Origin of the sequence: Burkholderia sp. Bp8986, assembly GCF_003854225.1 — a bacterium.
GTDB lineage: Bacteria > Pseudomonadota > Gammaproteobacteria > Burkholderiales > Burkholderiaceae > Burkholderia.
Map to the genome: position 1 here is coordinate 162,009 of NZ_QTQM01000003.1, position 26,246 is coordinate 188,254.

At 67.2% G+C, this 26,246-nt stretch carries 31 protein-coding genes and 1 pseudogene; 19 read left to right on the forward strand and 13 right to left on the reverse strand.

Annotated elements, in window-relative coordinates; genetic code table 11:
* Positions 1-169: 169 nt before the first annotated feature.
* Together DID99_RS04590 and DID99_RS04595 are read left to right on the forward strand one after the other, a co-directional pair.
* Entirely contained in the window at positions 170-427 is a 258-nt protein-coding gene (locus tag DID99_RS04590; RefSeq protein ID WP_409362690.1) for a hypothetical protein, read from the forward strand.
* Positions 428-432: 5 nt separating this feature from the next.
* Positions 433-2,220, forward strand: a complete 1,788-nt coding sequence (locus DID99_RS04595) for a glycoside hydrolase family 15 protein (protein WP_124666179.1) — start codon at positions 433-435, stop codon at positions 2,218-2,220.
* Positions 2,221-2,293: 73 nt separating this feature from the next.
* On the opposite strand, the gene DID99_RS04600 is transcribed toward DID99_RS04595, so the two are convergent.
* Positions 2,294-4,120 carry a thiamine pyrophosphate-requiring protein gene (locus DID99_RS04600; protein ID WP_124666180.1) on the reverse strand — a complete coding sequence of 609 codons (1,827 nt, stop codon included), beginning with the start codon at positions 4,118-4,120 and terminating at the stop codon, positions 2,294-2,296.
* A gap of 189 nt (positions 4,121-4,309) precedes the next feature.
* On the opposite strand from DID99_RS04600, the gene DID99_RS04605 reads away from it, so the two are divergent.
* From DID99_RS04605 to DID99_RS04615, 3 genes are all read left to right on the forward strand, one after another.
* Positions 4,310-4,705 carry a DUF305 domain-containing protein gene (locus DID99_RS04605; RefSeq protein ID WP_044843440.1) on the forward strand — a complete coding sequence of 132 codons (396 nt, stop codon included), beginning with the start codon at positions 4,310-4,312 and terminating at the stop codon, positions 4,703-4,705.
* A 512-nt stretch (positions 4,706-5,217) separates the two neighbouring features.
* Entirely contained in the window at positions 5,218-5,700 is a 483-nt protein-coding gene (locus DID99_RS04610; RefSeq protein ID WP_044843441.1) for a BON domain-containing protein, read from the forward strand.
* Between the two features lie 113 nt (positions 5,701-5,813).
* Positions 5,814-6,299: a DUF1641 domain-containing protein gene (locus DID99_RS04615; RefSeq protein WP_124485837.1), complete on the forward strand. Its 486-nt coding sequence runs from the start codon at positions 5,814-5,816 to the stop codon at positions 6,297-6,299.
* A 93-nt stretch (positions 6,300-6,392) separates the two neighbouring features.
* On the opposite strand, the gene DID99_RS04620 is transcribed toward DID99_RS04615, so the two are convergent.
* The 3 genes from DID99_RS04620 to DID99_RS04630 form a co-directional block, all read right to left on the reverse strand.
* On the reverse strand, positions 6,393-6,947 hold the full coding sequence (locus DID99_RS04620; RefSeq protein WP_257772146.1) for a GNAT family N-acetyltransferase: 555 nt from the start codon (positions 6,945-6,947) through the stop codon (positions 6,393-6,395).
* A gap of 211 nt (positions 6,948-7,158) precedes the next feature.
* A complete protein-coding gene (locus DID99_RS04625; protein WP_044843444.1) occupies positions 7,159-7,380 on the reverse strand; it encodes a hypothetical protein in 222 nt (73 codons plus the stop codon).
* A gap of 76 nt (positions 7,381-7,456) precedes the next feature.
* Positions 7,457-7,849: an HPr family phosphocarrier protein gene (locus tag DID99_RS04630; protein ID WP_260434335.1), complete on the reverse strand. Its 393-nt coding sequence runs from the start codon at positions 7,847-7,849 to the stop codon at positions 7,457-7,459.
* 237 nt (positions 7,850-8,086) lie between these two features.
* Between DID99_RS04630 and DID99_RS04635 the strand changes: the two genes are divergently transcribed.
* Entirely contained in the window at positions 8,087-8,431 is a 345-nt protein-coding gene (locus tag DID99_RS04635) for a zinc ribbon domain-containing protein YjdM (RefSeq protein ID WP_044843445.1), read from the forward strand.
* A gap of 46 nt (positions 8,432-8,477) precedes the next feature.
* Positions 8,478-9,314: a spermidine synthase gene (locus DID99_RS04640; RefSeq protein ID WP_124528647.1), complete on the forward strand. Its 837-nt coding sequence runs from the start codon at positions 8,478-8,480 to the stop codon at positions 9,312-9,314.
* Between the two features lie 21 nt (positions 9,315-9,335).
* On the opposite strand, the gene DID99_RS04645 is transcribed toward DID99_RS04640, so the two are convergent.
* On the reverse strand, positions 9,336-9,521 hold the full coding sequence (locus tag DID99_RS04645; protein ID WP_044843447.1) for a ribbon-helix-helix protein, CopG family: 186 nt from the start codon (positions 9,519-9,521) through the stop codon (positions 9,336-9,338).
* Between the two features lie 372 nt (positions 9,522-9,893).
* Here DID99_RS04645 and DID99_RS04650 point away from each other — a divergent pair, with 372 nt between their 5' ends.
* Positions 9,894-10,244: a hypothetical protein gene (locus tag DID99_RS04650; RefSeq protein ID WP_044843448.1), complete on the forward strand. Its 351-nt coding sequence runs from the start codon at positions 9,894-9,896 to the stop codon at positions 10,242-10,244.
* Positions 10,241-10,453 carry a DUF2909 domain-containing protein gene (locus tag DID99_RS04655; protein WP_044843449.1) on the forward strand — a complete coding sequence of 71 codons (213 nt, stop codon included), beginning with the start codon at positions 10,241-10,243 and terminating at the stop codon, positions 10,451-10,453. Before DID99_RS04650 ends, DID99_RS04655 begins: the two co-directional genes overlap by 4 nt.
* A gap of 212 nt (positions 10,454-10,665) precedes the next feature.
* Here DID99_RS04655 and DID99_RS04660 read toward each other — a convergent pair whose 3' ends face one another.
* The 7 genes from DID99_RS04660 to hyfB form a co-directional block, all read right to left on the reverse strand.
* On the reverse strand, positions 10,666-10,863 hold the full coding sequence (locus tag DID99_RS04660) for a DUF2970 domain-containing protein (RefSeq protein WP_044843450.1): 198 nt from the start codon (positions 10,861-10,863) through the stop codon (positions 10,666-10,668).
* A 201-nt stretch (positions 10,864-11,064) separates the two neighbouring features.
* Positions 11,065-11,580, reverse strand: a complete 516-nt coding sequence (locus tag DID99_RS04665) for an NADH-quinone oxidoreductase subunit B family protein (protein WP_124666181.1) — start codon at positions 11,578-11,580, stop codon at positions 11,065-11,067.
* Positions 11,580-13,142: an NADH-quinone oxidoreductase subunit C gene (locus DID99_RS04670; RefSeq protein WP_124570343.1), complete on the reverse strand. Its 1,563-nt coding sequence runs from the start codon at positions 13,140-13,142 to the stop codon at positions 11,580-11,582. The genes DID99_RS04665 and DID99_RS04670 overlap by 1 nt, the downstream gene beginning before the upstream one ends.
* A 3-nt stretch (positions 13,143-13,145) precedes the next feature.
* Positions 13,146-14,609, reverse strand: a complete 1,464-nt coding sequence (locus tag DID99_RS04675) for a hydrogenase 4 subunit F (RefSeq protein WP_124666182.1) — start codon at positions 14,607-14,609, stop codon at positions 13,146-13,148.
* Positions 14,602-15,261, reverse strand: a complete 660-nt coding sequence (locus tag DID99_RS04680; protein WP_044843454.1) for a formate hydrogenlyase — start codon at positions 15,259-15,261, stop codon at positions 14,602-14,604. Before DID99_RS04680 ends, DID99_RS04675 begins: the two co-directional genes overlap by 8 nt.
* Entirely contained in the window at positions 15,262-16,212 is a 951-nt protein-coding gene (locus DID99_RS04685; protein WP_044843455.1) for a respiratory chain complex I subunit 1 family protein, read from the reverse strand.
* Positions 16,206-18,212 (reverse strand): hydrogenase 4 subunit B, encoded by a 2,007-nt coding sequence (hyfB, locus tag DID99_RS04690; protein WP_124666183.1) that lies wholly within the window; start codon positions 18,210-18,212, stop codon positions 16,206-16,208. The genes DID99_RS04685 and hyfB overlap by 7 nt, the downstream gene beginning before the upstream one ends.
* Before the next feature lie 245 nt (positions 18,213-18,457).
* Between hyfB and DID99_RS04695 the strand changes: the two genes are divergently transcribed.
* Both DID99_RS04695 and DID99_RS04700 read left to right on the forward strand, forming a co-directional pair.
* Complete coding sequence (locus tag DID99_RS04695) at positions 18,458-19,225, forward strand: YoaK family protein (RefSeq protein WP_044843457.1); 768 nt, start codon at positions 18,458-18,460, stop codon at positions 19,223-19,225.
* Between the two features lie 168 nt (positions 19,226-19,393).
* Positions 19,394-19,591: a ribbon-helix-helix protein, CopG family gene (locus DID99_RS04700; protein ID WP_044843458.1), complete on the forward strand. Its 198-nt coding sequence runs from the start codon at positions 19,394-19,396 to the stop codon at positions 19,589-19,591.
* Positions 19,592-19,910: 319 nt separating this feature from the next.
* Here the strand turns inward: DID99_RS04700 and DID99_RS04710 are convergent.
* Positions 19,911-20,261, reverse strand: a pseudogene (locus tag DID99_RS04710) (zinc ribbon domain-containing protein YjdM).
* Between the two features lie 207 nt (positions 20,262-20,468).
* On the opposite strand from DID99_RS04710, the gene DID99_RS04715 reads away from it, so the two are divergent.
* The 8 genes from DID99_RS04715 (at position 20,469) to groL (ending at position 26,160) form a co-directional block, all read left to right on the forward strand.
* On the forward strand, positions 20,469-20,915 hold the full coding sequence (locus DID99_RS04715; protein ID WP_124666184.1) for a hypothetical protein: 447 nt from the start codon (positions 20,469-20,471) through the stop codon (positions 20,913-20,915).
* A 34-nt stretch (positions 20,916-20,949) separates the two neighbouring features.
* Positions 20,950-21,213 carry an HPr family phosphocarrier protein gene (locus tag DID99_RS04720; RefSeq protein WP_044843459.1) on the forward strand — a complete coding sequence of 88 codons (264 nt, stop codon included), beginning with the start codon at positions 20,950-20,952 and terminating at the stop codon, positions 21,211-21,213.
* A 5-nt stretch (positions 21,214-21,218) separates the two neighbouring features.
* Positions 21,219-22,034 carry a fused MFS/spermidine synthase gene (locus DID99_RS04725; protein ID WP_124666185.1) on the forward strand — a complete coding sequence of 272 codons (816 nt, stop codon included), beginning with the start codon at positions 21,219-21,221 and terminating at the stop codon, positions 22,032-22,034.
* A 49-nt stretch (positions 22,035-22,083) separates the two neighbouring features.
* The gene (locus tag DID99_RS04730) at positions 22,084-22,305 is read left to right on the forward strand and encodes a hypothetical protein (protein ID WP_124485847.1); all 222 of its coding nucleotides are present in this window, start codon (positions 22,084-22,086) and stop codon (positions 22,303-22,305) included.
* A gap of 184 nt (positions 22,306-22,489) precedes the next feature.
* Positions 22,490-22,969 carry a hypothetical protein gene (locus tag DID99_RS37740; RefSeq protein WP_260426156.1) on the forward strand — a complete coding sequence of 160 codons (480 nt, stop codon included), beginning with the start codon at positions 22,490-22,492 and terminating at the stop codon, positions 22,967-22,969.
* A gap of 96 nt (positions 22,970-23,065) precedes the next feature.
* The gene (locus DID99_RS04740) at positions 23,066-23,488 is read left to right on the forward strand and encodes an ACT domain-containing protein (RefSeq protein WP_124528639.1); all 423 of its coding nucleotides are present in this window, start codon (positions 23,066-23,068) and stop codon (positions 23,486-23,488) included.
* A gap of 654 nt (positions 23,489-24,142) precedes the next feature.
* Positions 24,143-24,460 carry a co-chaperone GroES gene (gene groES, locus DID99_RS04745; RefSeq protein WP_124485849.1) on the forward strand — a complete coding sequence of 106 codons (318 nt, stop codon included), beginning with the start codon at positions 24,143-24,145 and terminating at the stop codon, positions 24,458-24,460.
* Between the two features lie 77 nt (positions 24,461-24,537).
* On the forward strand, positions 24,538-26,160 hold the full coding sequence (groL, locus tag DID99_RS04750; protein ID WP_124666186.1) for a chaperonin GroEL: 1,623 nt from the start codon (positions 24,538-24,540) through the stop codon (positions 26,158-26,160).
* Positions 26,161-26,246 lie beyond the last annotated feature (86 nt).

Genomic DNA, 26,246 nt, shown 5'->3' on the forward strand with positions numbered 1-26,246 from the left:
TCCGGCGCGTAGGCGAGGCGCCCGGCGTTGTGCACGCAACGTGCAGCGCGTTACAGCCGGCTTGTAAATCGGGCGACGGTTCATCGTTCGGGGGCAGGGTGCCGCGGCCCGTGCGATATCCGGCACGCAGTTTGCTACGCCGATCGTGTTACGGCCGGCAACCCCGGGAATGTCTCGGCGGCGTGCCGGCCACCGCGAACAAACAGGAGGAATCGACCGTGAGGACCGTCGCGATCACGAGTGCGAGTGCCGGGGCGGCCGTGCCGCCACTCATGCGTTCGCGCGACGCGGTGCCAAGGTCGCGCTGCCTGCCCGCGATCCGCGCGCGCTGCACGACATCGCGTGCGAAGTGCCCGCGCATGGCGTCGAGGCGCTGCCGATCGCCGTCGACGTCGGCGACGCCGCCGCGCGCACGCTGAACCGGTGAGCGCGATGCTAATCGAGGACTACGCGCTGATCGGCGACGGCCGCAGTGCCGCGCTCGTCGCGCTCGACGGCAGCATCGACTGGCTGTGCTGGCCGGACTTCGATTCGCCGCCATGCTTTGCCGCACTCGTCGGCACGCCGGACAACGGCCGCTTCCGCATCGGGCCGCGCGAGCCGGGAGCCCGCGCGACACGCCGCTACCTGCCCGGCAGCGCGGTGCTCGAAACGACGTTCGAGACGTCGTCCGAGACGTCGTCCGGCCGCGTCGTCGTGATCGACTGGATGAACTGGGCGGCGCCCGACCCGTGCCTGATCCGCAGCGTGCGCGGCGAGCGCGGCGCGGTCGAGCTCGACGTCGATCTCGGCGTGCGCTTCGACTATGGCCACGCGTTGCCGTGGTGCGGGCGGCTCGGCCGGCGCTGGCGAATGATGACGGGCGGCGACGCGATGTGGCTCGATACCGACGCGCACCTCGACGTGCGGGACGACCGGCTCGTCGGCACGCAGCGGATCGCCGCGGGCGAGCGCGCGGATTTCTGCATCAGCTATGCGCGTTCATATGACCGGCCGCCGCCCTTGCCGGATGCGTACGCGTCGCTGCGCGACACGCTGGCGTCGTGGCGCGCCTGGTCGATGTGCAATACGGCGCAAGGCCCGTATCGCGACGCGATCGAGCGTGCGCTGATCACGGTGAAGCTGCTGTCGAGCGTGCGCACCGGCGGCATCGTCGCGGCGCCGACGAGCTCGCTGCCTGAATCCTTCGGCGGCATGCGCAACTGGGACTACCGGTACTGCTGGCTGCGCGACGCGAGCTTCACGCTGCGCGCGCTGGTGCGCTGCGGCTACCGCGACGAGGCGGCGCGCTGGCGCGACTGGCTGGTGCGCGCGATCGCCGATCATCCGGCGCAATTGCAGGTGCTGTACGCGGCCGACGGCGGCCGGCGGGCGGACGAATGGGAAGCCGCGCACCTGGCCGGTTACGAAGGCGCGCGGCCGGTGCGCTTCGGCAACGCGGCGGCCGAACAACTGCAGCTCGACGTGTACGGCGAAGTGCTGGCCGCGCTGTACCAGGCGCGCCGGCACGGGCTGCCGCCCGACGACGACGCATGGATGCTCGAGCGGCGGCTGCTCGAGCATCTCGCGACGATCTGGCGCGAGCCCGACGAGGGGATCTGGGAAGTGCGCAGCGGCCGGCACCCGTTCACGTCGTCGAAGGTGATGGTATGGGCGGCCGTCGAAAGCGCGTGCCGCTCCGCGCACGCGTTCGATCATCACGCGCCGCTCGACGCGTGGCGGCGCTGGGCCGATACCGTGCATGCGGACGTCCTCGCGCGCGGCTACCACGCGAAACTCGGCCGCTTCGTCGACCGCTACGACGGTGACGGGCTCGACGTGAGCCTGCTGCTGATTCCGCTGACGGGGATGCTCGACGCGTCCGACCCGCGCGTCGCGGCGACGGTCGCCGCGATCGAGCGCGAGCTGGTCGAGGACGGCCTGCCGTTCCGTTATCGCCCGCCGCGCTTCGACGATGGTTGCGAGGGCAACGAGGGCGCGTTCGTCGCGGCCGGCTTCTGGCTGGTGCAGGTGTACCGGATGCAGGGACGCGACGCCGACGCGCACGCGCTGTTCGAGCGGCTGCTGGGCCTGCGCAACGACGTCGGTCTGCTGGCCGAGGGGTACGACGTGAAGGCGCGGCGCATGTGCGGGAATTTCCCGTTCGCGCTCGCGCAGGTCGGCCTGGTCAACGCGGCGCTCGCGCTGCAGGACGGCGGCGGCGACGTCGACATCGGCTGACCCACCGCGCTGCGCCGCGCCGCACGCGACGGGCGGCACGACACGCGCACCGCGCCGTCCCGCCCGTGATGCGCTACGACCGGCTTGTCCCGCCCTTGCCACCGTGTTCGCCGTTGCCCGGCAACACGGCCGACAGAACCTGCCGCGCGGTCTCGACGATCACGTTCGCCTCGCGTGCGTCGCCCTTCACCAGCGTTTGCGCGAAGTGCTTCGCCTGCTGCAGCGTCACGTGCGGCGGCAGCGGCGGCACTTCCGGATCGCTCTTGACCTCGAGCACGACCGGACGGTCGGACGCGAGCGCCTCGTCCCACGCGGCGCCGAGCTGCTCCGGGTCGTCGACGTAGATGCCCTTCAACCCGAGCAGCGTCGCGAAGCGGTAGTACGGCACATCCGGAATCTGCTGCGATGCGTCGAACTTCGGGTCGCCTTCCATCACGCGCTGCTCCCACGTGACCTGGTTCAGGTCCTCGTTGTTCAGCACCATGCAGATCCAGCGCGGATCGGGCCATTGCCGCCAGTACTTCGCGACGGTGATCAGCTCGGCCATGTTGTTCATCTGCATCGCGCCGTCGCCGACCATCGCGATCACGGGGCGCGCCGGGTGCGCGAACTTGGCTGCGATCGCATACGGCACGGCGGCGCCCATCGACGCGAGGCCGCCGGACAGCGAGCCCATCATCCCGCGCCGCATCATCAGGTCGCGCGCATACCAGTTTGCGCAGGAGCCCGAATCGCTCGTCAGGATCACGTCGCCGGGCAGCCGTGGCGACAGTTCGGTGAACGCGCGTTGCGGATTCACGCCGCGACCGGGGCTCGCCTGCGCGGCCGCGCGTGCCGCGAGCGTGTCGCGCCAGTCCGCATTCCATTTCGCGATCCGGTCGCGCCAGCCGGTGTCGTCCCGTTCCTTCAGCAGGGGCAGCAGCGCGCGCAACGTCTCGGCGCTGTCGCCGACGAGGTTGACCTCCATCGGGTAGCGCAGGCTCAGCATGTCGGCCTTCAGGTCGATCTGCACGCCGCGTGCCTCGCCTTCCTTCGGCAGGAATTCCGAATAAGGGAAACCGGAGCCCACGACGAGCAGCGTGTCGCATTCGCTCATCAGCTCGTAGCTCGGCCGGGTGCCGAGCAGCCCGATCGCGCCGGTCACCCACGGCAGGTCGTCGGGCAGCGCCGCCTTGCCGAGCAGCGCCTTCGCCGCGCCCGCGCCGAGGCGGTCGGCCACCGCGATCACCTCGTCGGTCGCACGCAGCGCGCCCGCGCCGACCAGCATCGCGACCCGCTTGCCGGCATTGAGCACGTCGGCCGCGCGCTGCAGGTCGTCGGGATAGGGCACCACCTTCGGCGGCGTGTAGCCGATCCCCGAATGCACGGTGCCGTGCGCGCGCTTCGGCGGCGCGTAGTCGAGCGTCTGGAGGTCGTTCGGCAGCACCAGCGCGGTGACCGTGCGCGCACCGAGCGCGATGCGCACCGCGCGGTCGACCAGGTGGCGCACCTGGCCCGGCACGACGGCAAGCTGGACGAATGCGCCCGCAACGTCCTTGAACAGCGCCGGCAGGTCGACTTCCTGCTGGTAGTGGCCGCCGAGCGCCGCGCGCGCCTGCTGGCCGACGATCGCGAGCACCGGCATGTGGTCGAGCCGCGCGTCGTACAGGCCGGTCACGAGGTGCGTCGCGCCGGGGCCCGAGGTCGCGACGCACACGCCGAGCTCGCCTGTAAATTTTGCATGCGCGGACGCCATGAAGGCGGCCATCTCCTCGTGGCGCGCCTGCACGAAGGCGATCTTGTCCTCGGCCCGGCCGAGCGCGCCGAAGAAGCCGTTGATGCCGTCGCCCGGGTAGCCGTAGATGCGGCGCACGCCCCAGTCATACAGCCGTTCGACGATGAAATCCGCCACTGTCGCCATGCCGTTTCTCCTTGGTTCGGGATGAGCCGATGCGCCGGGCGCGGGCGATCGCCGTGCGCGGCGTTGCCGGTGCGTCGCGCAATGCGCGTGCCGTGCGGGCGTGCCGGCTGCGTCGGGTACGGGCGTTGCAGGCAAGCGTTGCACGCGAAGAGCAGGCAACCGACCGTTCAATTCCCGAGGAGCCGTGACATGGATGCATTCACCCGCCGCCCGGTGCGCGCGGCCCGGCACTGCGCCGCCTGCGCACTGCTGGTCGCCGCCGCGGCAGCCGTATCGCCGGCCGGGGGCCAATTGCGCCCGCCCGACACCGTGACCGTTCCCGACACCTCGACCCAGGCGTACAAGCGCGCCGACCGCAGGATGATGGATGCGATGGAGGGCGCGCGTTATTCCGGCGACGCCGATCGCGATTTCGTGTCGCAGATGGCGCCGCATCACCAGGGTGCGATCGACATGGCACGGGTCGAGCTGAAGTACGGCAAGGACCCGACGCTGCGGCAGCTCGCGAGCCGCATCGTCGCGGCGCAGCGCGACGAGATCGCGTTGATGGAGCGCTGGCAGAAGATGCACGGCGCGACGCCGTGAGCGGCGGCCATCACGCGGTTGAGCGGGTGCGGTCGGTCGTGTCGCGGCGGGCCGCATCCGAGCAGGGGGCGGGGGCATGACCCACGGCGGATGCCGCATGCCCGCGGCCAGCACCCAGGCGGGTGATCCTGCAATTGCAACTAACGGTCAGTCGCATGCCCGCCCGCGGCACGGATACGCGCGCGCGACGGCAACGCACGTCGCCGGACGCTCACGCATGAACCGGCTCGCAGGCCGCGGCCGGCTCGTGTACCGCGCCATTCGACGCGCGTCAACGACGCATGCCGCGGTTTTCGTGCCCGGCACCGTCCATGGCCGGCGGTGCTCGCCGGTCGCGGAATTTTCAAGCGCTTGTCATTTCGATCGCCCCGTCGCAGAGTAAGCCACGCGGCCCGGATGCCGCACCGGCGTGCGCGCAACGCCGCCGCAGCGGCGGCGTTGCGGCGAGGAACGGCTCATGCTGCACGTGTCGGCGAAGCCCGGCTGTCCCGGGTATCGACCACGGTGCTCCCATGACTTCCAGAACACGCTCGAACAACCCGTTGTTGAATCTCGCGGTAGCCGTCGCGTGCGGCGCGGCGGCGATGTATTTCCTCGATCCGGCGTCGGGCCGGCGGCGGCGCGCGTACGTGCGCGACAAGGCCGCCGCGGGCCGCCACGGCGTGGTCGACTACGCGAATACGCAGGCGAAGCGCGCGGCCGATCATGCGCGCGGCGCGATCGCGGGGCTGCGCGCCGACTGGCTCGCCGGCGACGCGGACGACGCACTGGTCACCGAACGCGTGCGTGCCGCGCTGGGCCATCTGGTCGGGCGTCCGCGCGACGTCGACGTGACCGTCGAGCACGGGCACGTGCGCCTGAGCGGGCAGGTGGAAGAAGCGGAACGGCATGCCGTCGTCGACGGCGTGGCCGCGCTGCGCGGCGTGCAGACCGTCGAGGACGCGATGGGCGCACGCAGCGAATACAAGGCGCCGCCCGGCGGCCCGACGCACTGACGGCGGCATCGGCCGCGCGCCGGCGGGCGCGGTGAACGAAGCACGACACGAATCCGGCGCACGCGTGGCGGCCGCAACGTCCGTCACGCCGCGCCTCATCCGGAGAACCGCTGATGACCGATCGTCCCTATCCCGCCACGACGCCCCCGGCACCGGAGCCCGACGCGCACCACGCGCTCGAAAGCCTGCTCGGCAGCCTCCACCGCCATGGCTTCCTGCGCTTCGCGAACGAGGTCGTCAGTGCGAATGCGCAGATGGCCGAGACGTTCGTCGGCGCGTTCGACAAGCCCGGCATGCAAAGCGGCATGCAGAACCTCGCGGCACTCGTGACGGCGCTGTCGCGGATTCCGCCGGAGCAGTTCGGCAAGGCCGTGTTCGCGGCAGCCGACGCGCTGCATCACATCGGCGCGTGGCAGCCGGCCGAGCACGAGCACGTCGCGCCCGGCGTGCGCGGCGCGTACCGGCTGTTGCACGACGAAGCGCTGTGGGATGCGCTGACGCCGCTGCTCGAAGGGTTGAAGGTGTTCGCGCAAGGCCTCGCGCGCGAGCCGGAGAATCCGGCGTCATCCGCGCTCAGCGACAAGCCGGCGGACACGTGACGGCGGCGGGCGCACCGACCCGCGGCATGCAAGGGTTGTGCTGGCTCGCGATCGCTGCGCGTTCCGTCGTCGGCAGCGACGGCGGCATCGTGCCTAGCGGCACGCGCGCGAAAACAGCAGCGAATCGGCGTCGTTGAAGCGGATCCGCACCGGATCGGCATACCCGGCCTTCTGCGCGACGCGGATCGACGCGACGTTGGTCGGTGCGATCAGGCACACGCTGCGTTCGAACCGGTTCTGCGCATCGAGCCAGCCGAGCGCATGCGCCAGCGCCTCGGTCGCATAGCCCTTGCCGTGCGCCCAGCTCGCGAGCGCCCAGCCGGCTTCCGGCACGCCGCGAATCGGCGGCTCGACCGCGCGGTGGAAGTCGGCGAAGCCGAGATCGCCGACATAGCGGCCCGACGCCTTCTCGCGGATCGCCCAGTAGCCGTAGCCGAGCAGCGGCCACAGCCCGCGATACGCGAGCAGCCGCATCCACGAGTCGCGCGGCGCCGACGGCTTGCCGTTGAAGATGTGCTCGACGACGGTCGGCTCGGTCCACATCGCGGCGAGCGCGTCGAAGTCGCCGAGCGGATGGCCTTCGAGGATCAGGCGGGGCGTGTCGAGAACCGGCGGGGACGTGACGGGCGGCAGGGCGCGGGAGGTCATCGGGCGTTCCATGAGGAAAGGAAGGCGAAGGCGGCACGGTGCGCCGCGCTTGGGTCCCGTACGATACCGCGGAAACCGCGGCGCGGCCGCAAATCCCCGCCGGCAGCGGGGCATGCGAATCGCATCGCCGGGATAGCCGTCGCCCGACGGGGCCGGCACGGGATGGCGGCCGCGTGGCGGCGGCGCGCCTGTGCCGGCCGTTTCCTGTTTCCTACTTCCGGCTTTTCAGGAAGTTGCGGCCGTGCGCGGTGATCGATGCTCCGGAACGGCCATGCGCGGCATGGCTGACGAAGCCCGCGCCGACGAGTTCCTGCTCGACCGACCAGCCGAGCGCCGGCGCGTCGCGGCCGTAGCGCACGTCGGCGAGGCGCTCGAGCGCCCAGAGCGCGGACGCGGACAGGTTGGGGGTATTGGACGTGACGTTGTCGTTCATCGCTTCCTCAGGGGACGGGTGATTCAGGGTGAACGGCACGAGGCCGTGGGATCGGGCGACGCGGCGCGCGGCGGCGTCAGCCCGCCTGCAGCAACGGCAGCAGCGCCTGGAGCGCGGCTTCCTCGTCGGGGCCGGTGGCAAGCATCTGCGCCGACGTGCCGCCATGCATCTGCAGCGCCGCGATGGCCGTTGCGTCCTTCGCGCTGCCGCTGAGCCCGTTGGCGAGCAGCAGTATCTCGCTTTGGAAGCGGTGCGCCGCCGCGACGATCGCGTCGCGGGACGCGGCCGCACGGCCGCGGTTCCATGCGGGGCCGATTTCAACGTAGACGACGGTTGCCACGTGCGGATCAGCCTCGGGGAAAATCGCCGGAACGGCGTGCAATGGCCGGCCGGCAGCGCGGCGGGAACGCGCGGCGCGCGGCTTCCCGACGGGGCGCCGCGCGCCGTGCATCGGGTGCCGGTGCGGCATTCATCTCGAACATGTCGACATCCTCAGCGAAACCGCCATCAAGTCCGGCGAATGATCGAAAGCTGACGATTATAATACGACAACTGGATTATGTGTATTGCATTATAATGTCGTGTGCGCGTTGCGCTGCCCTGCCGATCCGTGGATCGCAGCGGTGCGCGCGCGGTCCGGGCCACGTGCTTGCGTGCCCGGTATTTTTTTTCGATTGACCTGAACCCCCACCGAATGGAAGCTGCAATGAACGCCGCCCCCGCCTGCCCGCAATGCGCGATGGAAAACACCTACCCGGACGGCACGCTTTACGTGTGCGCGGACTGCGGCCATGAATGGTCGGCCGGCGCCGGCGCCGAAGCGGGCGACGAACCGGCGGGCGACGTCGTCAAGGACGCGAACGGCAACGTGCTGTCGGACGGCGATTCCGTCGTGCTGATCAAGGATTTGCGCGTGAAGGGCTCGTCGATCACGCTGAAGATGGGCACCAAGGTGAAGAGCATCCGTCTCGTCGGCGGCGATCACGAAGTCGATTGCAAGACCGACATGGGCGGCTTCATGCTGAAGGCCTGCTACCTGAAGAAGGTATGACCGCACGCGGCGCGACCGACGCTCCGATCAACCGGGCCTGCCGAGCATGAGCGAGGATCGAGCGTCCTATGACGCATTCCTGCAGTTCCTGGCGATGCCGTTGAACGACGGCCGGCCGTTCGTGCTCGAGACGAAGCACGCGGTGTCGCTGCACTTCGACCACTTCGGCACGCAGAGCTTCATGTCGCTGCAGGATCCGGTCAGGCTCGAACTCGGTTATACGCGCGTGATGATGGGTTTCCTGCTGCTGCAGCCGGTGCCGGCGCGCATCTGCATGATCGGGCTCGGCGGCGGATCGCTCGCGAAATACTGCTATCGGCACCTGCCCGACACGGCGATCGACGCGGTCGAGATCAACCCGGACGTGATCGCGCTGCGCGACGTGTTCAGGATTCCGCAGGACGACGCGCGCTTCGCGGTGGTCTGCGCGGACGGCGCCGACTACGTGGCAAGGCCCGAGGTCCGGGCGGACGTGATCCTGCACGACGCGTTCGTTGCCGACGGCATGCCGGGCAGTTGCACGGGCGTGGCCTTTCTCGACGCGTGCCGTGCGCGGCTGAGCGAAACGGGCGTGCTCGCGATCAACTTCATGGACGACGATCCGGCGTTGCCGCGGCATCTCGAGCAACTGCGCGCGGTGTTCGACGATTCGTATGCGCTGGTGCCGTGCGGCGACGACAACAACTTCATCGCGTTCGCGTGGAAGAACGGCAACCCGTTGCCGTCGCTGCGGATCCTGCTCGAACGCGCGCTCGGGTTCGGCTCGGCTGGCGCGCTCAAGCTGTCGTCCACCGCCCGGCGCATGAAGGCCGGGGAGGGCATCGATCCCGCGCGGCTCGTGTGGCGCGCGCGTGAACATGCACGGTGGGAGATCTGCGCGTGACGGCGCCGGGTTCGGCCGGGCTTACTTCACCCGCTTGCCGAGCGTGCTCTTCGTCTTGTACGTGACGCCGTGTTTGTCGAGATACTCGCGGATCAACTGACGCACGACTTGCGACGGCGTGAGATCCTGCTCCGCGCAGAGCAGGTCGAACGCTTCTTTCTTCGCGGGGTCGATCAGGACGGTCAGGCGGGCGGTTTTCGTTTCCATCGTGAGGCGGGCGCGGTCGATATGTTAATCAAATTATAATCCATCCGTTTTCGCTGCTCTGTCCGAATGCGCGATTGTGGTGTGCGAGCGAACTCGCGACGCCGGCATTCGCGCGATGAGAACGGATCGTCGATCACGCAGCAAACATGATAACCGGATTATCATGCTCTGTTGGCCGTATGGGGCTTTAAGTACAATGTCGGACGTGGCTGCCGGCGCCGGGCTGCCCAAGCGGCGCCGGCGTTTGCGCGATGGGCGCCGGCCGCTTCCGTTTCCATGCGGCCCGTGCGGGCCGTCACCGCGGCGCTGCCTGGCCGTTGCTTCGCCATTACTACACGCCACTCCGCTACACGCCACTCCGATATCCGCCTCATGACCCCGATCAAGTTCGTTCTCCGCTATACGGCGATTCCGTTTGCAGCCATCGTGGCCGTCGTGGTGTGGGCCGTCGTGCCGTCGTCGAAAGAGATCGACGCGCGGCAATATGCCGCGCTGTCGCGCGGATACGCGAGCTTTCCGCTACCGTTTCGGCATGAGATATCGGAAGCGATGGAGCAGGGCCGGATCAGCGACCGCCATTACCAGACGCTCGTGCGCGATTCGCTGGGTAATGGCGTGGCGCTGGACTGGCCGGCGTCGGGCGTCGCCGACGTCGCTGCCGAGCGGCAAAGGCTGGCCGAACTGCTGAAGACCGATTCGGGTCTGGAGGAACACAAACAATGAAGATTGCGCTGGTTTCGGCGGCTTTCGTGATGATTATCGGAAGCCTGGTTTTCGCGTTGTATTTCATGAATCACGACCGCGGCGGAAGCAAGCGGATGGCGTGGTCGCTGGCGGCGCGCGTCGGGTTGTCGATCACGCTGTTCCTGTCGCTGCTGATCGCATACCGGCTCGGGTGGATCGAACCGACTGGGCTGCCGATCGGGCGGTGATGTGCGGCATCCGGTCGCGCGTCGACCGGCGCGGTCGGCGCCGATGACCTGGATCGTCGATGCGATACGGGAGAACCGGCCGATCGACCCGGGCGACCCGGGCGACCCGATCGCACCGGGCCTGCCGATCTTCACGCCGTAGCGATCGGGCATGCGCGCGACCTGGCCGGTGCGTTGCCGTGGCGAACCCGCGCATTCGTGGCGGCGAACCGTCAACCCACGACCAGATGAACGACGATCAGCAGCAGCGCAATGAATGCGCCAAGCGCAACGAACGCGGCAATGACTACCGCGAACGGGTTGAGTTGCGTGGCATCCGCTTCGAGATTCTTTCGTTTGTTGACGCCGAGAAACGCCAGGAAGACCGCGCGGAACGCACGAACGATCTGGTCTTTACCTTTTTCAGTCATACAGTTTTCCTTCGTCTCAATAAAAGTTGCAGGGATACCGATACCGCGCGTCGCGACGCGCGTGAGCATCGCGTTTCCGTTTGCACGCGGATCGTTCGGTGGCTGTGCGCCGGGGCCGGCTTGCGTTCGAACGAGACGACGTCATGGATCCGGATATCCGCGCCTCATCGGCCGCCTGAAGGATTGCCGCGGGCATCCGCTTCAGGCTCCGCGTGATCGGCAGGCGGTCAGGATGCCGCGCAGCAAATCGACCGGAGGGGGCGGGCATCCGGGGATGGTCACGTCGACGGGCAGGACCGACGAAACGGGGCCGCACACCGCATAGCTGTCGGCAAAGATGCCGCCCGTGCATGCGCACTCGCCGGCCGCGACGACGAGTTTCGGCGCCGGCGTGGCGTCGTACGCGGCAAGCACGGCGGCCTTCATGTTCAGCGTGACGGGGCCGGTCACGAGCAGCAGGTCCGCATGGCGCGGGCTGGCGACGAATTTGATCCCGAGCCCTTCGATGTTGTAGTACGGGTTGTTCAGCGCGTGGATCTCCAGCTCGCAACCATTGCACGAACCCGCGTCGATCTGCCGGATGCACAAGGCGCGGCCGAGGAGGTCGAGTATGTCCTGACGAATCTGCTGCGCCTCGTGTCGCCACGCGGCTTCGGTGGTCGGCACGGGTTCGTCGGGAAAGTCGGTGCGCGCGAATTGACGGATGAGTTGCCACATCAGAGATCGTGCCCCGCGTAGTTCAGGTTGAACGACTTGTTGATCAGCGGGAAATCGGGAACGATGTTGCCGATGATCGCGTGCTCGAGCGCCGGCCAGTTCTGCCAGGACGGATCGTGGCAATGGCAGCGCGCGATGGCATCGCCCGATGCCGTCTCGAGCGCGACGAACACGTCGCCGCGCCAGCCCTCCACCCAGCCGATGCCCGCGGATGGCGCCGCCGCGGGCATGACGGCGGCGGCGATCGGCCCCTCCGGAAGATTCGCGAGCAGGTCGGTCATCAGGCGCAGTGATTCGTCGATTTCGGCAAACCGCACGGCGACCCGCGCCGCAACGTCGCCGCGCGCATCGCTGGCCGCCTGGACGGCCAGGTCGTGGTACGGGGCCGGCCGCAGGTTCGCGCGCACGTCGAAGGTCTGGCCGCTGGCGCGGGCGGCCATGCCGCGCACGCCGAAATGCGCGACGACGTCGGCATTCAGGCGGCCGGTGCCGAGAAACCGGTCCTGCAGCCCGGACTGGTCCTCGTAGATCTTGCGCATCACGTGCACGTCGCGTGCAATGCGTTCGCACTGTTCGGTGAGGATCGCCGCGTCTTCCGGATCGATGTCGACGGCCAGCCCGCCCGGCACGATCCGGTCCATCAGGTAGCGATGCCCGAAGACGCCGCCGTTGGTCCGGATCCAGTTCTCCTTGAGCCGCGAGAACTGCGCGAGACCGAACGCGAATCCGGCATCGTTGCCGAGCGCGCCGAGGTCGCCGAGGTGATTGGCGATGCGCTCGCGCTCGAGCAGGAGGGCGCGCAGCACCAGCGCACGCGCCGGCACGGCCGTGCCGCATGCCTGTTCGAGCGCCATGCAATAGGCCCACGAGAACGCGACGGTCGAGTCGCCGGCGATCCGGCCCGCAACGCGATGGCCGTTCGATGCGGCCGTCCGTTCGAACAGCCGCTCGACGCCGCGATGTACATAGCCGAGCCGTTCCTCGAGCCGCAGCACCTTCTCGCCGACGACGGAAAACCGGAAATGGCCCGGCTCGATGATGCCGGCGTGAATCGGCCCGACCGCGATTTCATGCACGCCGTCGCCGGCAACCTGCACGAACGGGTAATCCGCTTCGTTCGATTCGAATCGCTCGATGCCGGTTGCCTGCTTCTGCAGCGGAAAGTAGTCGTCGGGCCAGTTGCCGTGATTGAGCCACGGGCGCGTGTCGCGCGCATCGCGCGCGCGCAGGCCGGTCAGGTCGAAAATGGCGCGCTGCATCCGCGTCGCGGCGGGAAACACGCCCGCGAGATCGGGATAGTCGCCGTCGGCCCGCGGTTCCGGCCCGGTCGCGAGACGCACCCACAGGACGCCGTCGTCGCATTCGTACGCCGCATTGACCGAAAATACGCGCGCGCGCGTTTCGCCGCCCCACATCGCGACGAGCCGGCTTCGTTCGCTCCGCGCGGCATGCGCGATGTCGAGCCAGCGCGGTTCGTCCACGTCAACCACGGCAGCCGGAACCTGGCCTGCCGCGTGCCGCAGGCGCGTCGAGCCGTCCGCCTGAATCAAGTCGAGTCGCATCGTTCACCCCGCCAGCATCGTCGCCGCCTGGCGGTACCACATGGCCAGGTAAGGCGGTACGTACAGGCCCAGCATCAGGCCGAGTCCCAGATGCACGAACACCGGCAGCAGCGCCGGCCGGTGTTCGAGCGGCGTCGCCGTCGTCGTTTCGCCGAACACCATCCGCTGCACGCGCGCGAAGATCGCCGCGAACGCGACGGCGAGCCCGAGCAGCAGCAACGGCGCGGTCCACGGGAGCGTGTTCATGGCCGTCGTCAGGATCAGGAATTCGCTCGCGAACACGCCGAACGGCGGCAGGCCGAGAATCGCAAGCGTGCCGAGCATCATGGCCCAGCCGACCGTCGGGCTGACCTGCAGCAGCCCGCGAATGCCGTCGATCGCCTGCGTGCCGGCCTTCTGCGCGGCATGGCCGACCGCGAAGAAGATCGCCGACTTGACGAGGGAATGGACCGTCATGTGCAGCAGCCCGGCGAACGTCGCGATCGGGCCGCCGAGCCCGAATGCGAACGTCATCAAGCCCATATGCTCGATCGACGAGTACGAGAACAGGCGCTTCACGTCCTTCTGCCGGAACAGCGAGAACGACGCGATCAGGACCGACACGAGCCCGAACCCGACCAGCAGCCGCCCCGGCAGGCCATTGCCGAGCGCGCCGTCGGCCAGCACCTTGCAGCGCAGCACCGCGTACAGCGCGACGTTCAGCAGCAGGCCGGACAGCACCGCCGAAATCGGCGTCGGACCTTCGGCGTGCGCGTCCGGCAGCCAGCTGTGCATCGGCACGAGGCCGACCTTGGTCCCGTAGCCGACCAGCAGAAACACGAAGGCGATCGACACGATCGTCGGGTCGAGCTGCGTCCTGACGGCGGCCAGGCTCGTCCACAGCAGCGCGTCGCCGTCGGTGAGCTGCCGGCTCGCGGCGAGGTACAGCAGGATCGTGCCGAACAGCGCCTGGGCGATGCCCACGCCGCACAGGATGAAGTACTTCCATGCGGCTTCGAGGCTCGCGGCGGTTCGGTAGACGCTGACGAGCAACACGGTGGCGAGCGTGGCGGCTTCCATGGCGACCCAGAGCACGCCGACGTTGTCGGTCAGCAGCGCGAGCAGCATCGCGAACATGAAGAGCTGATACATGCTGTGATAGAGCCGCATCCGCGCGGCCGTCATCCGGCCGCGGGCTTCCTCGATCTGCATGTAGGGCCGGGAAAACAGCGACGTCGTCCAGCCGACGAACGCCGTGAGCGCAACGAGATAGACATTGAGCGGATCGACGAAAAACGCGCGTCCGAATGCGAACGACGGGCCGTGCTCGACGGTGCGCGCGGCAAGCACCAGCGTCGCCGCGAACGTCAGGAGGCTGAAGCCGACGTTCAGATGGCGCGCGACCCGGCTCGGCCGCACGCAGGCGAGGCACGCGGCGCCCGCGAGCGGCAGCCCGAGCACGGCGAGCACGACGTGGGCGTCATTCATCTTTGAGTTTCTCGAGGTGATGGATGTCCAGGCTGTCGAACTGCTCGCGAATCTGGAACATGAAGACGCCAAGAATCAGGATGCCGATCAGCACGTCGAGCCCGATGCCGAGCTCGACGATCATCGGCATGCCGTTGGTCGCGGCCGCCGCCGCGAAGAACAGCCCGTTTTCCATCGACAGGAAGCCGATCACCTGTGGAATGGCCTTGGCGCGCGTGATCATCGCCATGAACGACAGCAGCACGCACGCGAGCGCAATGCCGAGCGTGCCGCGCGCGACCGAGGTCGCGAGCTGGCTGATCGGCGCGGCGACGTTGAACGCGACGATCACGAGGACGATGCCGATCAGCAGCGTGGTCGGGATGTTGATGAGCGGTTCGACGTCGGTCTTGACGTCGAGCCTGCGCACGAGCCGATACAGGAACCACGGAATCACGCCGACCTTCAGCACGAGCGTCAGCCCGGCGGACACATACAGGTGCACGTCGGCCGTGACGAAGCCGAGGATCAGGTTCGCCGACACGAGCGCGACGCCCTGCAGCGTATAGAGATGGATCAGTGACAGGATCCGGCGCTGGCTCAGCATCGCGAACGACAGCATCAGCAGCACGGCCGCGAGGAAATTGATCAGTTGTGTCGCGTAGGCGTGCATTCATGCCCCCAGCAGCAGGTGGACGAGCATGCCGATCACGGCCAGCAGGAAGGCCGTGGCCAGGAATTCCGGTACCCGGAAGATGCGCATCTTCGCGTTGGCCGTTTCGACCACGGCGAGCGCGACACCGCCTGCCGTCAGCTTGATGAAGAGCACCGGCACCGCCAGCAGCAGCGCGACCGGATCGCCCGCATTCGCGATGCCCCAGGGCACGAACAACGCGAGACCGATGCACGAATACGCGAACAGCTTGAGGCTTGCCGCCCATTCCATCAACGCAAGGTGCCGCCCCGAATATTCGAGGATCAGCGCCTCGTGGATCATCGTGAGCTCGAGGTGGGTGGTCGGATTGTCGACCGGCAGCCGCGCATTTTCGGCCAGCGCGACCAGCGTGAACGCGATGCCGGCGAACGCCAGGCTCGGATAGATCGTGAGCTCGCCGCGGCCGAGCGTCGCGACGATGCTCGTCAGCAGCGTCGACTGCGTAATCAGCGAGGCCGACAGGAGCACCATCAGCAATGCCGGCTCCGCGAGGAAGCCGATCAGCATTTCGCGGCGCGCGCCGAGCGTGCCGAACGCCGTGCCGACGTCCATCGCCGCGAGCGACAGCGCGACGCGCGCGAGCGCGAACAGGCCGACAAGCGCGATCGCATCGGCGGCGGGCGACAGCGGCAACTCGGTCGACAGGGTCGGCACGATTGCGCACGCTAGCGTCATGGCGGCCCAGACGACATAGGGCGCGCCACGGAACACGGGGCTCGCGCCGTGCGCGATGACCGATTCCTTGTTGAACAGCTTGTGGAGCATCCGGTACGGCTGCCAGATGGACGGCGCGCGCCGGTTCTGAAGCCAGGCGCGGCATTGGTTGACCCACCCCGTGAGCAATGGCGCGGCCGCGATCGCTATCACGATTTCGAGAGTCTGCGAGATGACGCCGGACAGGGTTACCATCGTCTCACCAACATCAGCAGCACGATCAGCACGACGAAACTGTAGGTCAGGTAAACCGCGATCTTGCCCGTCTGCAGGCGGCCCGCCCAGTCGGCGGCGCGTTGCGTGAGCGCCGCGATGCGCGCGTAGAGCGCGGACCAGGTGCGATCGGTCACCGACACCCGGTAGGCCGGCTGGGTGTCGAACGGCGACGGCAATTGCCGCTCGATGTGCAGCAGCGGTGCGAAGATTTCGCGGATCGGCTGCCCGAATCCTTCCGCCGTATCCTGCATGCGCGCGGTCGTGAACGGGAAGCCGCAGCCCCACGGGGCCGCGCGGCGCAGCCGGCCGTGATAGAAACGCCGCACCAGCACCCACGCGAGCCCGCAGCAGGCGATGAAGAACAGCATGAACGCCGCCGGCATGTAGCTCGCGCGAGCGGCCGACACGGGCGCGAACAGCAGCCAGCCATGATTGTCCGCGCCGACGCCGGCGCCGACCAGCGTGTGCGTGACGCGATCCAGCAGCTTGACGAACTGGGCGGGCATCAGCCCGAGCAGCACGCTGGCGGCCGCGAACCAGCAGAACGCGAGCCGTTCCCACGCGTTCGCGTCGCGGGCGCGGTTCAGCTTCGCTTCTCTCGGTTGCCCGAGGAACACGATGCCGAAGAACTTGACCATCGTGTAGCCGGCCAGCGCGGCCGACATCGCGATCAGCGCGGCGGCGATCGGCACCGTCATCGCGAGCACCGAATCCGGCAACCGCGGCGCGAACAGAAAGCCCTGCAGCAGCAGCCACTCGGCCACGAAACCGCTGAGCGGCGGCAGGCCCGCGCTGGCCGCGACGCCCGCGAGCACGGCCCACGCGGTCCACGGCATGAAGCGGATCAGTCCGCCGAGCCTGCCGAGGTTGCGCTCGCCGGTGGCGTGGAGCACGGCGCCCGTGCCCAGGAACAGCAGGCTCTTGAACGCCGCATGCGCAACGATCTGGTAGAGCATCGCGGTCAGCGCGAGCGCCGACAGGCTCGTCATCCCGTACGCGCGAAACAGCACCGCGAGACCGAGCGCGACGAGCATCAGGCCGACGTTGTCGATCGACGAATAGGCGAGCAGGCGCTTCATGTCGACCTGGATGGTGCTGAACACCACGCCGAGCAGCGCGGTGCCGAGCCCCAGCATGAGCAGCAGCACGCCCCACCACGCAATCTGCACGTGCAACAGGTCGAACAGCACGCGCAGCAGGCCGTACAGGCCGACTTTCAGCACGAATCCGCTGAGGAGCGCCGAGACCGGCGACGGCGCCGCGGGGTGCGCCTCCGGCAGCCACACATGCAGCGGGAAGATCCCCGCCTTTGCGCCGAACCCGACGAGCGCGAACAGGAAGGCGAACGACGCGGGCAAGGCATCCAGCGACTGCGCGCGCAGGTTGGCGAAGGTGTAGTCGCCGGTGCGCGCCTGCAGAATGCCGAAGCAGAGCAGCAGCGCCAGCGCGCCGACGTGCGAGATCAGGAAATACAGGTAACCGGCCCGGCGGATCTCGCCGATCCGGTGGTTGGTCATGACGAGAAACGTCGCGGACAGCGTCAGCGTCTCCCAGGCGACCATGAATACATAGGCGTCGTCGGCGATCAACACCAGCGCGATGCTTGCGACGCAGACGTGGTATTCGAAGCAGATCAGCCCGGGCGCGGATCCTTCGCCCTTGCGGAAATATCCGGCTGAAAAGGCGCCGATCCCCGTGCTGACGAGGCCGAGCACGAACAGGAAATAGCCGGACAGGCGATCGAGACGCAGATGAAAGGGCAGGCCGGGAAGCCCGATCGGCAGCACCGCGGCAGACGGTTCGGCAAGGATGCCGGCGAGGCCCGCCGCGCCGACGAGCAGCCCGACCAGTGCGCCGAGCGGAAAGAGGCCGTGGGCAACCAGTCGCGTGCGGCGCAGCGCCCCGAGCCCCAGCGTGCCGACCGCGAGCCACGCGGCCACGGCCAGCAGGACGAAATGGACGACCGGCACGGGTGCCATCCGGAATGTCTCCAGTACGCTCGGGTTGGACGAGGTGATGGAAAGGCCGCTTCTTCCGCAGCCTGTTCCTGCCCGCATTATGACACCGAAAGACGAATCAGGATAACAAGGTATGATAATGCCGTTATCATGAAAGTCTCATGACTCCCTGGCTGGAACGGGCGACCGTGGCGGTGTGCCGCGGCGCGCCGGGCTCCGCCCGGGGCGTCGTTGTCTCCCGATCCGGGCGAATGAGGGAAGATCCTATGCCAGCGCAGTACTTCCGAAGCCTGACGGGAAAACACCGCAGCGCGGCCGCGAACCGCCAGCTCGGGTTTTCGCTTGCCTTCGTCGCCGGCGCAACCAATGCCGGCGGTTTCCTCGCGGTCAAGCAATACACGTCGCACATGAGCGGGATCGTGTCGGCGATCGCGGATCAGACCGCGCTCGGCGACATCCGGCTCGTGCTGGCCGGGGTGGGTTCGCTCGCGTCGTTTCTGGTGGGTGCCGGCTGCTCGGCCGTGCTCGTCAACTGGGGGCGCCGCCGCGGCCTGCAGAGTCAGTATGTGCTGCCGCTGCTGGTCGAAGCGGCGCTGCTGCTCCTGTTCGGGCTGCTCGGCAGCCATCTCGCGCTGTGGGAAGCGTTCTTCATGCCGGTCACGGTGATCCTGCTGTGCTTCATCATGGGGCTGCAAAACGCGATGATCACCAAGCTGTCGGGGGCGGAAATCCGCACGACGCACATGACGGGCATCGTGACGGACCTCGGCATCGAACTCGGCAAGCTCTTTTACTGGAATCGTTCAAGTGCCGACGTGCACGCGCAGACGGTGATCGCGAACCGCGCGAAGCTCAGGATTCACGCGACGATGCTGGCGTCGTTCTTCGTCGGGGGGCTGGCCGGCGCCATCGGCTTCAAGCATGTCGGCTACGTGTCGACCGTGCCGCTGGCCGCGGCACTCGTCACGCTGGCGATCGTGCCCGTCGTCGACGACGTGCTCGACTATCTCTATCGGCTTGACCGCCGGTCGTGAGCCTGCACAAGGTGAAACGAAACCCGACTGCGCGTTGCCGGCGGCGGATCCTGCTTGGGGCGCTTTCGCCGAGCGTGGGCCACACGCGCGTGCCGAATGCTTTCGGGCGCGGTACGCAAGGGCCGATGCATTATAATTAAATTAGCATATCGCCGACTCTGCCCTGCAATGGAAACGAAAACCGCACGCTTGACCATCCTGATCGATCCCGCCAAGAAAGAGGCGTTCGACATGCTCTGCGCGGAGCAGGACCTGACGCCGTCGCAAGTCGTGCGGCAGCTGATTCGCGAGTATCTCGAACAACACGGCGTGAGCTACAAGACGAAAAGCGCGCTCGGCAAACGGGTGAAGCGAAGCGCGGACTGAGTTCGCGAGCCGCCTGGACGTCGATTTCCCGGTGCGCATGCCGTGCGCATGCCAGGGTCGGTATGGGCATCCTTCCGTGTCACGTACTTCGTGCCATCCGCACGGATCACCTTGAATCGGGCATCGTCTGCAGGAATCCTGAATACATCGCGTAGCGCGATCGCGTCCGGATCGGTTTCGATCGCGTCGATGGTCACGCCGCGCAGATTCCGATAACCGCGCTCCATGCCCGATCGATCCGGGTAGATATGTTGTCGGTGGGGAGCGCGTGCAGCGAACTGCAACGACAAGCGGGTTCGCCGTAGGTAAGCGTGCGGCGTCACGCTTCCCGGCGAAAGCACGCCGCGAGCACGAAGCTGCCCGCGTCGGTCTTGCCGTCGATCTCGTAATCGCCGCCGACGATCCGGATGCTTTTTACCTTGGCGCCCATTCTCAGCGTGATCGATGGACCCCTCACGCGCAGATCCTTGATCCGCGCGACCACGCCGCCGTCCGACAGCATTGCCGTTCGCGTCCTTGACGACTCGCCTGGCCGATTCGTCAGCGGATTCGATGCCGGCGCCCCTGACCATTCATGACCTCAGTCCGCGCACGGATGCAGTGTGCCGTTCGGGCAGGTGTATTCCATTGCGCATCGCGGGCAGGCGGGGGCACCGTTCGCGGCTTCCATCGGACGGATTCGAGCCGGTCGGCGGCAAAAGCGGGCTGATGCCTGCCTCGCCGGAACGGGCGCCGTGCCGTCGGCTCGCAGGCGGGCCGACCACGGGGTGGGCGCACACAACATTATAATGAAATACACATTCAATGAATGCTGTCTTATAATCCAGTCTTGCCGCCGATCGCCGGAATTGAGGGCGGATTCGCGGAGGTAGCCGACATGTTCGATCTAGATGGGATGCTGCTGTTGCCCGATCGGCGGCCCATATCCCTGCCGGAGGTCGCGGGGAGCCGGGGGCTTGTCGTGGTGGGCGTCGGGCGCGGCGGCGAGCGCGGCTTCCAGATGGTCCACCGCTTCCATGATGTGGGCGAGCGGCTCGCGGCAGCCGGTATTCATCTGGCGTTCGTCTATCCGCGGGAATCGGCTCGGCATGTGATGGATCCCATCTCGGTGGCCAGTGCGCGCTTGCGCCACCATCCGCGCCTGCTGCTCGATGCGGATGGCTGCTGTTTCGCGCAGGGCGTGCCGCCTCGAGTGCTCCGTGTCGTGTATCTGAGCGGCGCAATGCAGCGTCTCGTCGGTTTCGAAATCGACATGCGCGACGCGGCATGGGAAACCGAGTTCCAGGCGTTCCTGATGGCCTGCCGGATCGGCCCGTCCCACTGAATACCAGCTTCATCTCACGCCACACGCGAGGAACATGGCAACCGTCGTCTATTTCGAAGCAGGTCCCGCCTGGAGCCGGAACGGTGCGACCGCCGTGCGCGATGCGCTCGTGGTCACGGCGCGCCGTTTCGACAGCGACATCCTGCTGATCGCCAATGGGCGGCGCGGGAATGCCAAGGACGGCATGGCCATGTCATCGCTGCAGGTGCGTCGCGGCGCATCCGCGCAAGTCCTTGCAAGCGGTCCGGACGAAGAGGCGGCGCTACGTGCGCTCCTGCCCTTGCTTCAAGAGGGCTGACCGACGTGCCGCCTGTCGATTTTCCGTTCCTGGGCCTGCGCGCGGCTTCCCCGGCCGAGATCGCCGACAAGCCGATCGTCGTGGAAAACGAGCACCTCGTCTCGCTGTGCTTCGACGGCCGTGGCATGCAAAGCACGATGCTGCGGGAGGCCCCGGACGCGCTCGCACTCGGCTATACGCGCACGATGATGGGGTTCCTGCTGTTTCAGCCGGAACCCGCGCATGTTGGCTTGATCGGGCTCGGCGGCGGTTCGCTCGTGAAGTATTGCTATCGGAACCTGCCGAACACCCGTCTCACGGCAATCGAAATCAATCCGGAAGTGATCGCGCTTCGCGACCGGTTCCACGTTCCACCCGACGACGCGCGACTGGCGATCATCTGCGCGGACGCGGCGCGGCACCTGTCGACGACCGCGCACACATTCGATGCGCTGTTGCAGGATGGTTTCAATGCGGATGGTGCGCCGTCCGAGCTCTGCAGCGCAGCCTTCTACGATACCTGTCGCGCGCGACTGAACGACGACGGCGTGCTCGTCGTCAATCTGCTCGGCGACGATCCGCGACTCGGTGAGTGTCTCGCGAGGCTGCGTGAGACGTTCGGCCCTTCCGTCGCAATCGCACCGGCGGAAGACGGTGCGGGCAACGTGATCGCCTTCGCCTGGAAGAGCGACGCACCGCTGCCGTCGCTCGAGGCACTCATCGAACGTGCGGATCGGCACTGCGGCCACCACGGCATCGACCTCGTCGATGCCGCCGTACGCATCGAGGTCGGCGCCCGTTACGACTGGACGCGCCTGAGTGCGTGCTGCCTTGCCGATTGAGTCCGATACATGCGGCACCCTTGATCATGATCAAACACCTGGAGACGCCATGAGCGATAACCAAGCTTCGACCGTTCCGACCATCTCGGCATCCGCGATCTGGGCGCTGGAGCGCCTTGCCGATATTCGTTACGGTCGCGATACACCCGCACTTGGCTGGTCCATCACCCGCGAGCTCATCGGCGCAGGGTTCGTGCGCTATCCGACGAACGGCCGCGGAAGCGTCTCGATCACGGCAGCCGGACAGACGTTCCTGAAGAACCGGAAATAGTTCTGGCCGGCGTCGCTCGCGAATCGCACGGTCGCGTCGATCCGGACATCCATGCCGGGTCGTTCATGTCATGGGCGGTTGCGTTCGACAGGGGAAGCGTCAACGCGCCAGGGTGCGGCTGCGAATTGCGGTGGCGCGCGAAGATGAGCAAGCGTGCCGCTGCGGACATGACGAAAGGCTGAACGTGCTTTCCTACCTGCGGTTACTTTTTGCGCGACGCAAATTTCGCCGGCTTCCCGTGATTCGTTTTCAATCGACGCCGATCGATCTGGGCATCGACGGTGTGCCGCATTCGGGTTGGGAAGTCGCGATCCTCGCGGCATCCGGCGGTATCGTCGGCGCGGCGACATACAGCCTGGCGCCGCGAACCGATCGGGTATATGTTCATCGACTGGAAATTCTCCCGACGATGAGGCGCCGCGGCTACGGTCTCGCCTTCCTGTCGTATCTGCATCGAACGTACCAGTTGCCCATTACTCCCATCGACGACGGGCCCGAGGCCCGATCGTTCTGGCGCGCCGCGAGATCCTTTCAATCCGGAGCATGGCGGGTTACGTCCGGGCAATCATCCGACGAGTTCCGCGACGCGCTGCTTCAATGGCGGCATCGGCAGGCGGTCATGCTCGGCTTGCGTCCCCCGTCGGCGAAATCATCGGATTCCTAGGCGAACCTGCATGCCGCCGTTCGCACAAGCGGCCTTGCTCGCCGGTCATGCGCGACATAGATTGTCTTCATCGAGGTCCGACTTTCTGGAGGGGCCATGGAACTGCTCGTGGAACGCGTTGACGTCTGGGCGGCCACCATCGAGGACAAGCCGGGCGGTCTTGCACGCGTGCTGAACGCGTTGCGGGATGCCGGCGCGGATTTGCAATTCATCGTCGCCCGGCGCACCCAGGAAGCACCCGGCAAAGGGGTGGTATTCGTCGCGCCGCTGCAGGGAGATCGGGAGACCCGTGCTGCCACGCAGGCGGGGTTCAGTCCTAGCTCGAGCCTGCACTCGATCCGTGTGATGGGGCTGGACCAGATGGGGATCATCGCGGAGCTGACCCAGAAACTGTCGGACGGCGGGATCAATCTCCGCGGCGTATCCGCCGCCGTGCTCGGCTCGCAGTTCATTGCCTATCTCGCGCTCGACTCGCTGGCCGACGCCGAGCAGGCGACAGACATCCTGCAAAGGCCCTGAATTGCCGCTTCAGTCGACTGCCGGGTGAGGCGGGGTGCCTTTCACGGCTGAATCTCGCGTGCGTTGCATCGGGCGTTCGGCGCGGTCTGCCCGAGCTTCGACCGGATGAGGCCGCCGCGGAATATCGACGGCCAATCGATTGCGGCATGCGCGCGGGCGACGCGCCGCAGCGGCGCTTCGCTCGCGTGATTTGCCGCGTACGTCTGCCGTGTTCTTGTGTCTTCGCGTGCCTTCGCGTTTCGTCATGCCGTGTGAGGCAAACACGGGCGAGCGGGCAGGGGATCGATTGACCCGGCGTATTTGTTCGTGTTCGAGTTTTTAATAAAAACAGATGCGTTGTGATAAGAATACTTATCCTGTCTTATCCATTCAGCATCGCCCATTCCCCCGCTTGCACATTGCCGGGCTCGCTCCGGGCGCTGCGAGGGACGCGGCCGCACCGTACGTCGCCTCGGCAGGGCAATCCCATTCCGCTGCCGCTCCGACACAATTTGTTACAAATAGCCGTTTTCACACCCCTTGAAGCGCGCGACGGCCGCCTCTATTTCGCAATCCGCCAGACATTGGCTCGGCTGCACGGCGGCGTTCCACGCGCCTCGGTGCCCGCAGCCGGATTCCCTTATTGGTGATCCTTTAATCGCTCAGGAGATGGAAATGCAGATTCGTCCCCTCTACGACCGGGTTATCGTCAAGCGAATCGAGACGCAGCGGACGACGGCTTCGGGCATCGTGATACCCGATTCCGCGGCAGAAAAACCAGAACAAGGCGAAGTCGTCGCAGTCGGCAGCGGCCGGCTGCTGCAGGATGGAACGCTGCGCGCGCTCCAGTTGAAAGTCGGTGACCAGGTTCTCTTCGGCAAATACGCGGGCCAGACCGTCAAGGTCGATGGCGAGGAACTTCTCGTCATGCGCGAGGAAGACGTCATGGGCCTCCTCGAGGCCGACGTCGGCGCCTCGCGTGAGGCCGCCTGACATCCCGAGCCGGTCGCGAACACCCGACTGGCGGTTCGCGACGGGTCGAGTCAACGACTACTATCCGGAGCAGCAACATGAGTGCAAAAGACGTCCAATTCCACGACAGCGCCCGTGCCCGTATCGTCAAGGGCGTGAACGTCCTCGCCGATGCCGTGAAGGTCACGCTGGGGCCGAAAGGCCGAAATGTGCTGATCGAGCGCGGCTTCGGCGCGCCTGCCCTCACGAAGGACGGCGTGTCGGTCGCGAAGGAAATCGAACTGAAGGACCGCTTCGAAAACATGGGGGCGCAGATCGTCAAGCAAGTCGCCTCGAAGACCGCCGATGTGGCCGGCGACGGTACCACCACGGCAACCGTGCTCGCCCAGGCGATCGTGCAGGAAGGCATGAAGCACGTCGCCGCCGGCATGAATCCGATGGATCTCAAGCGCGGCATCGACAAGGCCGTGGCCGCCGTGCTCGACGAACTGCGCAAGCTGTCGAAGCCGATTTCCACCAACAGGGAGATCGCACAGGTGGCGGCGGTCTCGGCGAACGCCGACGAGACCATCGGCAAGATCATCGCCGACGCCATGGAGAAGGTCGGCAAGGAAGGCGTCATCACGGTCGAGGATGGCAAGTCGCTCGAGAACGAGCTGGACGTGGTTGAAGGGATGCAGTTCGACCGCGGCTACGTCAGCCCCTACTTCATCAACGATCCGGAACGGCAGGCCGCGTACCTGGACGACGCGCTGATCCTGTTGCACGACAAGAAGATCTCGAACATCCGGGATCTGCTGCCGATCCTCGAAGCGGCCTCCAAGGCAGGCAAGCCGCTGCTGATCGTTGCGGAAGACGTCGACGGCGAAGCGCTGGCCACGCTCGTGGTCAACGCGATGCGAGGCATCCTGAAGGTGGTGGCGGTCAAGGCGCCCGGTTTCGGTGACCGGCGCAAGGCCATGCTCGAGGACATCGCCATCCTGACTGGTGCGACCGTCATCTCGGAAGAAACCGGCAAGCAGCTGCAGAAGGCGGCACTCGAGGATCTCGGCCGTGCCAAGCGCGTCGAGGTGCGCAAGGACGACACGATCATCATCGACGGCGCGGGCGACGAGAAGCGCATCGAAGCGCGCGTGAAGTCCATTCGCACGCAAATCGAGGAAGCCACGAGCGACTACGATCGCGAGAAACTGCAGGAGCGCGTCGCGAAACTCGCGGGCGGGGTGGCCGTCATCAAGGTCGGGGCGGCGACCGAACTCGAGATGAAGGAGAAGAAGGACCGGGTGGACGACGCGCTGCATGCCACGCGCGCGGCGGTCGAGGAAGGCATCGTGCCGGGTGGTGGCGTAGCGCTCCTGCGCGCCCGTTCGATGGTGGCGAGCCTGACAGGCGCCAACGGCGACCAGGACGCCGGTGTCCAGATCGTGCTGCGCGCGCTCGAAGCGCCGCTGCGCGTAATCGCCGCGAACGCGGGGGACGAGCCTTCGGTGGTCATCGCGAAGGTGCTCGAAGGCAAGGGCAACTTCGGCTACAACGCGGCCACCGGAGAATATGGCGATCTGGTCGAGGCGGGTGTGGTCGATCCCACCAAGGTTACGCGTACGGCGCTGCAGAACGCCGCATCGATCGCCGGGCTGATCCTGACGACCGACGCGACGGTTGCGGACGCGCCGAAGGACGAAAAGCCGGCGCAGTCCGCCGAACCGGCGCTCGAGTACTGACCCGGGCAGCGGGTCTCGTACGCGCCGGCCAACAGTCGCGGCCGGCGCAACACGTTCGGCGCCGCGCGCTGCCCCGCTGAAGCGGC

Coding starts and splice junctions, on each gene's coding strand:
- DID99_RS04590 (WP_409362690.1), top strand. CDS start 170: ATGTCTCGGCGGCGTGCCGGCCACCGCGAACAAACAGGAGGAATCGAC.
- DID99_RS04595 (WP_124666179.1), top strand. CDS start 433: ATGCTAATCGAGGACTACGCGCTGATCGGCGACGGCCGCAGTGCCGCG.
- DID99_RS04600 (WP_124666180.1), bottom strand. CDS start 4,120: ATGGCGACAGTGGCGGATTTCATCGTCGAACGGCTGTATGACTGGGGC.
- DID99_RS04605 (WP_044843440.1), top strand. CDS start 4,310: ATGGATGCATTCACCCGCCGCCCGGTGCGCGCGGCCCGGCACTGCGCC.
- DID99_RS04610 (WP_044843441.1), top strand. CDS start 5,218: ATGACTTCCAGAACACGCTCGAACAACCCGTTGTTGAATCTCGCGGTA.
- DID99_RS04615 (WP_124485837.1), top strand. CDS start 5,814: ATGACCGATCGTCCCTATCCCGCCACGACGCCCCCGGCACCGGAGCCC.
- DID99_RS04620 (WP_257772146.1), bottom strand. CDS start 6,947: ATGACCTCCCGCGCCCTGCCGCCCGTCACGTCCCCGCCGGTTCTCGAC.
- DID99_RS04625 (WP_044843444.1), bottom strand. CDS start 7,380: ATGAACGACAACGTCACGTCCAATACCCCCAACCTGTCCGCGTCCGCG.
- DID99_RS04630 (WP_260434335.1), bottom strand. CDS start 7,849: ATGCCGCACCGGCACCCGATGCACGGCGCGCGGCGCCCCGTCGGGAAG.
- DID99_RS04635 (WP_044843445.1), top strand. CDS start 8,087: ATGAACGCCGCCCCCGCCTGCCCGCAATGCGCGATGGAAAACACCTAC.
- DID99_RS04640 (WP_124528647.1), top strand. CDS start 8,478: ATGAGCGAGGATCGAGCGTCCTATGACGCATTCCTGCAGTTCCTGGCG.
- DID99_RS04645 (WP_044843447.1), bottom strand. CDS start 9,521: ATGGAAACGAAAACCGCCCGCCTGACCGTCCTGATCGACCCCGCGAAG.
- DID99_RS04650 (WP_044843448.1), top strand. CDS start 9,894: ATGACCCCGATCAAGTTCGTTCTCCGCTATACGGCGATTCCGTTTGCA.
- DID99_RS04655 (WP_044843449.1), top strand. CDS start 10,241: ATGAAGATTGCGCTGGTTTCGGCGGCTTTCGTGATGATTATCGGAAGC.
- DID99_RS04660 (WP_044843450.1), bottom strand. CDS start 10,863: ATGACTGAAAAAGGTAAAGACCAGATCGTTCGTGCGTTCCGCGCGGTC.
- DID99_RS04665 (WP_124666181.1), bottom strand. CDS start 11,580: ATGTGGCAACTCATCCGTCAATTCGCGCGCACCGACTTTCCCGACGAA.
- DID99_RS04670 (WP_124570343.1), bottom strand. CDS start 13,142: ATGCGACTCGACTTGATTCAGGCGGACGGCTCGACGCGCCTGCGGCAC.
- DID99_RS04675 (WP_124666182.1), bottom strand. CDS start 14,609: ATGAATGACGCCCACGTCGTGCTCGCCGTGCTCGGGCTGCCGCTCGCG.
- DID99_RS04680 (WP_044843454.1), bottom strand. CDS start 15,261: ATGCACGCCTACGCGACACAACTGATCAATTTCCTCGCGGCCGTGCTG.
- DID99_RS04685 (WP_044843455.1), bottom strand. CDS start 16,212: ATGGTAACCCTGTCCGGCGTCATCTCGCAGACTCTCGAAATCGTGATA.
- hyfB (WP_124666183.1), bottom strand. CDS start 18,212: ATGGCACCCGTGCCGGTCGTCCATTTCGTCCTGCTGGCCGTGGCCGCG.
- DID99_RS04695 (WP_044843457.1), top strand. CDS start 18,458: ATGCCAGCGCAGTACTTCCGAAGCCTGACGGGAAAACACCGCAGCGCG.
- DID99_RS04700 (WP_044843458.1), top strand. CDS start 19,394: ATGGAAACGAAAACCGCACGCTTGACCATCCTGATCGATCCCGCCAAG.
- DID99_RS04715 (WP_124666184.1), top strand. CDS start 20,469: ATGTTCGATCTAGATGGGATGCTGCTGTTGCCCGATCGGCGGCCCATA.
- DID99_RS04720 (WP_044843459.1), top strand. CDS start 20,950: ATGGCAACCGTCGTCTATTTCGAAGCAGGTCCCGCCTGGAGCCGGAAC.
- DID99_RS04730 (WP_124485847.1), top strand. CDS start 22,084: ATGAGCGATAACCAAGCTTCGACCGTTCCGACCATCTCGGCATCCGCG.
- DID99_RS04740 (WP_124528639.1), top strand. CDS start 23,066: ATGGAACTGCTCGTGGAACGCGTTGACGTCTGGGCGGCCACCATCGAG.
- groES (WP_124485849.1), top strand. CDS start 24,143: ATGCAGATTCGTCCCCTCTACGACCGGGTTATCGTCAAGCGAATCGAG.
- groL (WP_124666186.1), top strand. CDS start 24,538: ATGAGTGCAAAAGACGTCCAATTCCACGACAGCGCCCGTGCCCGTATC.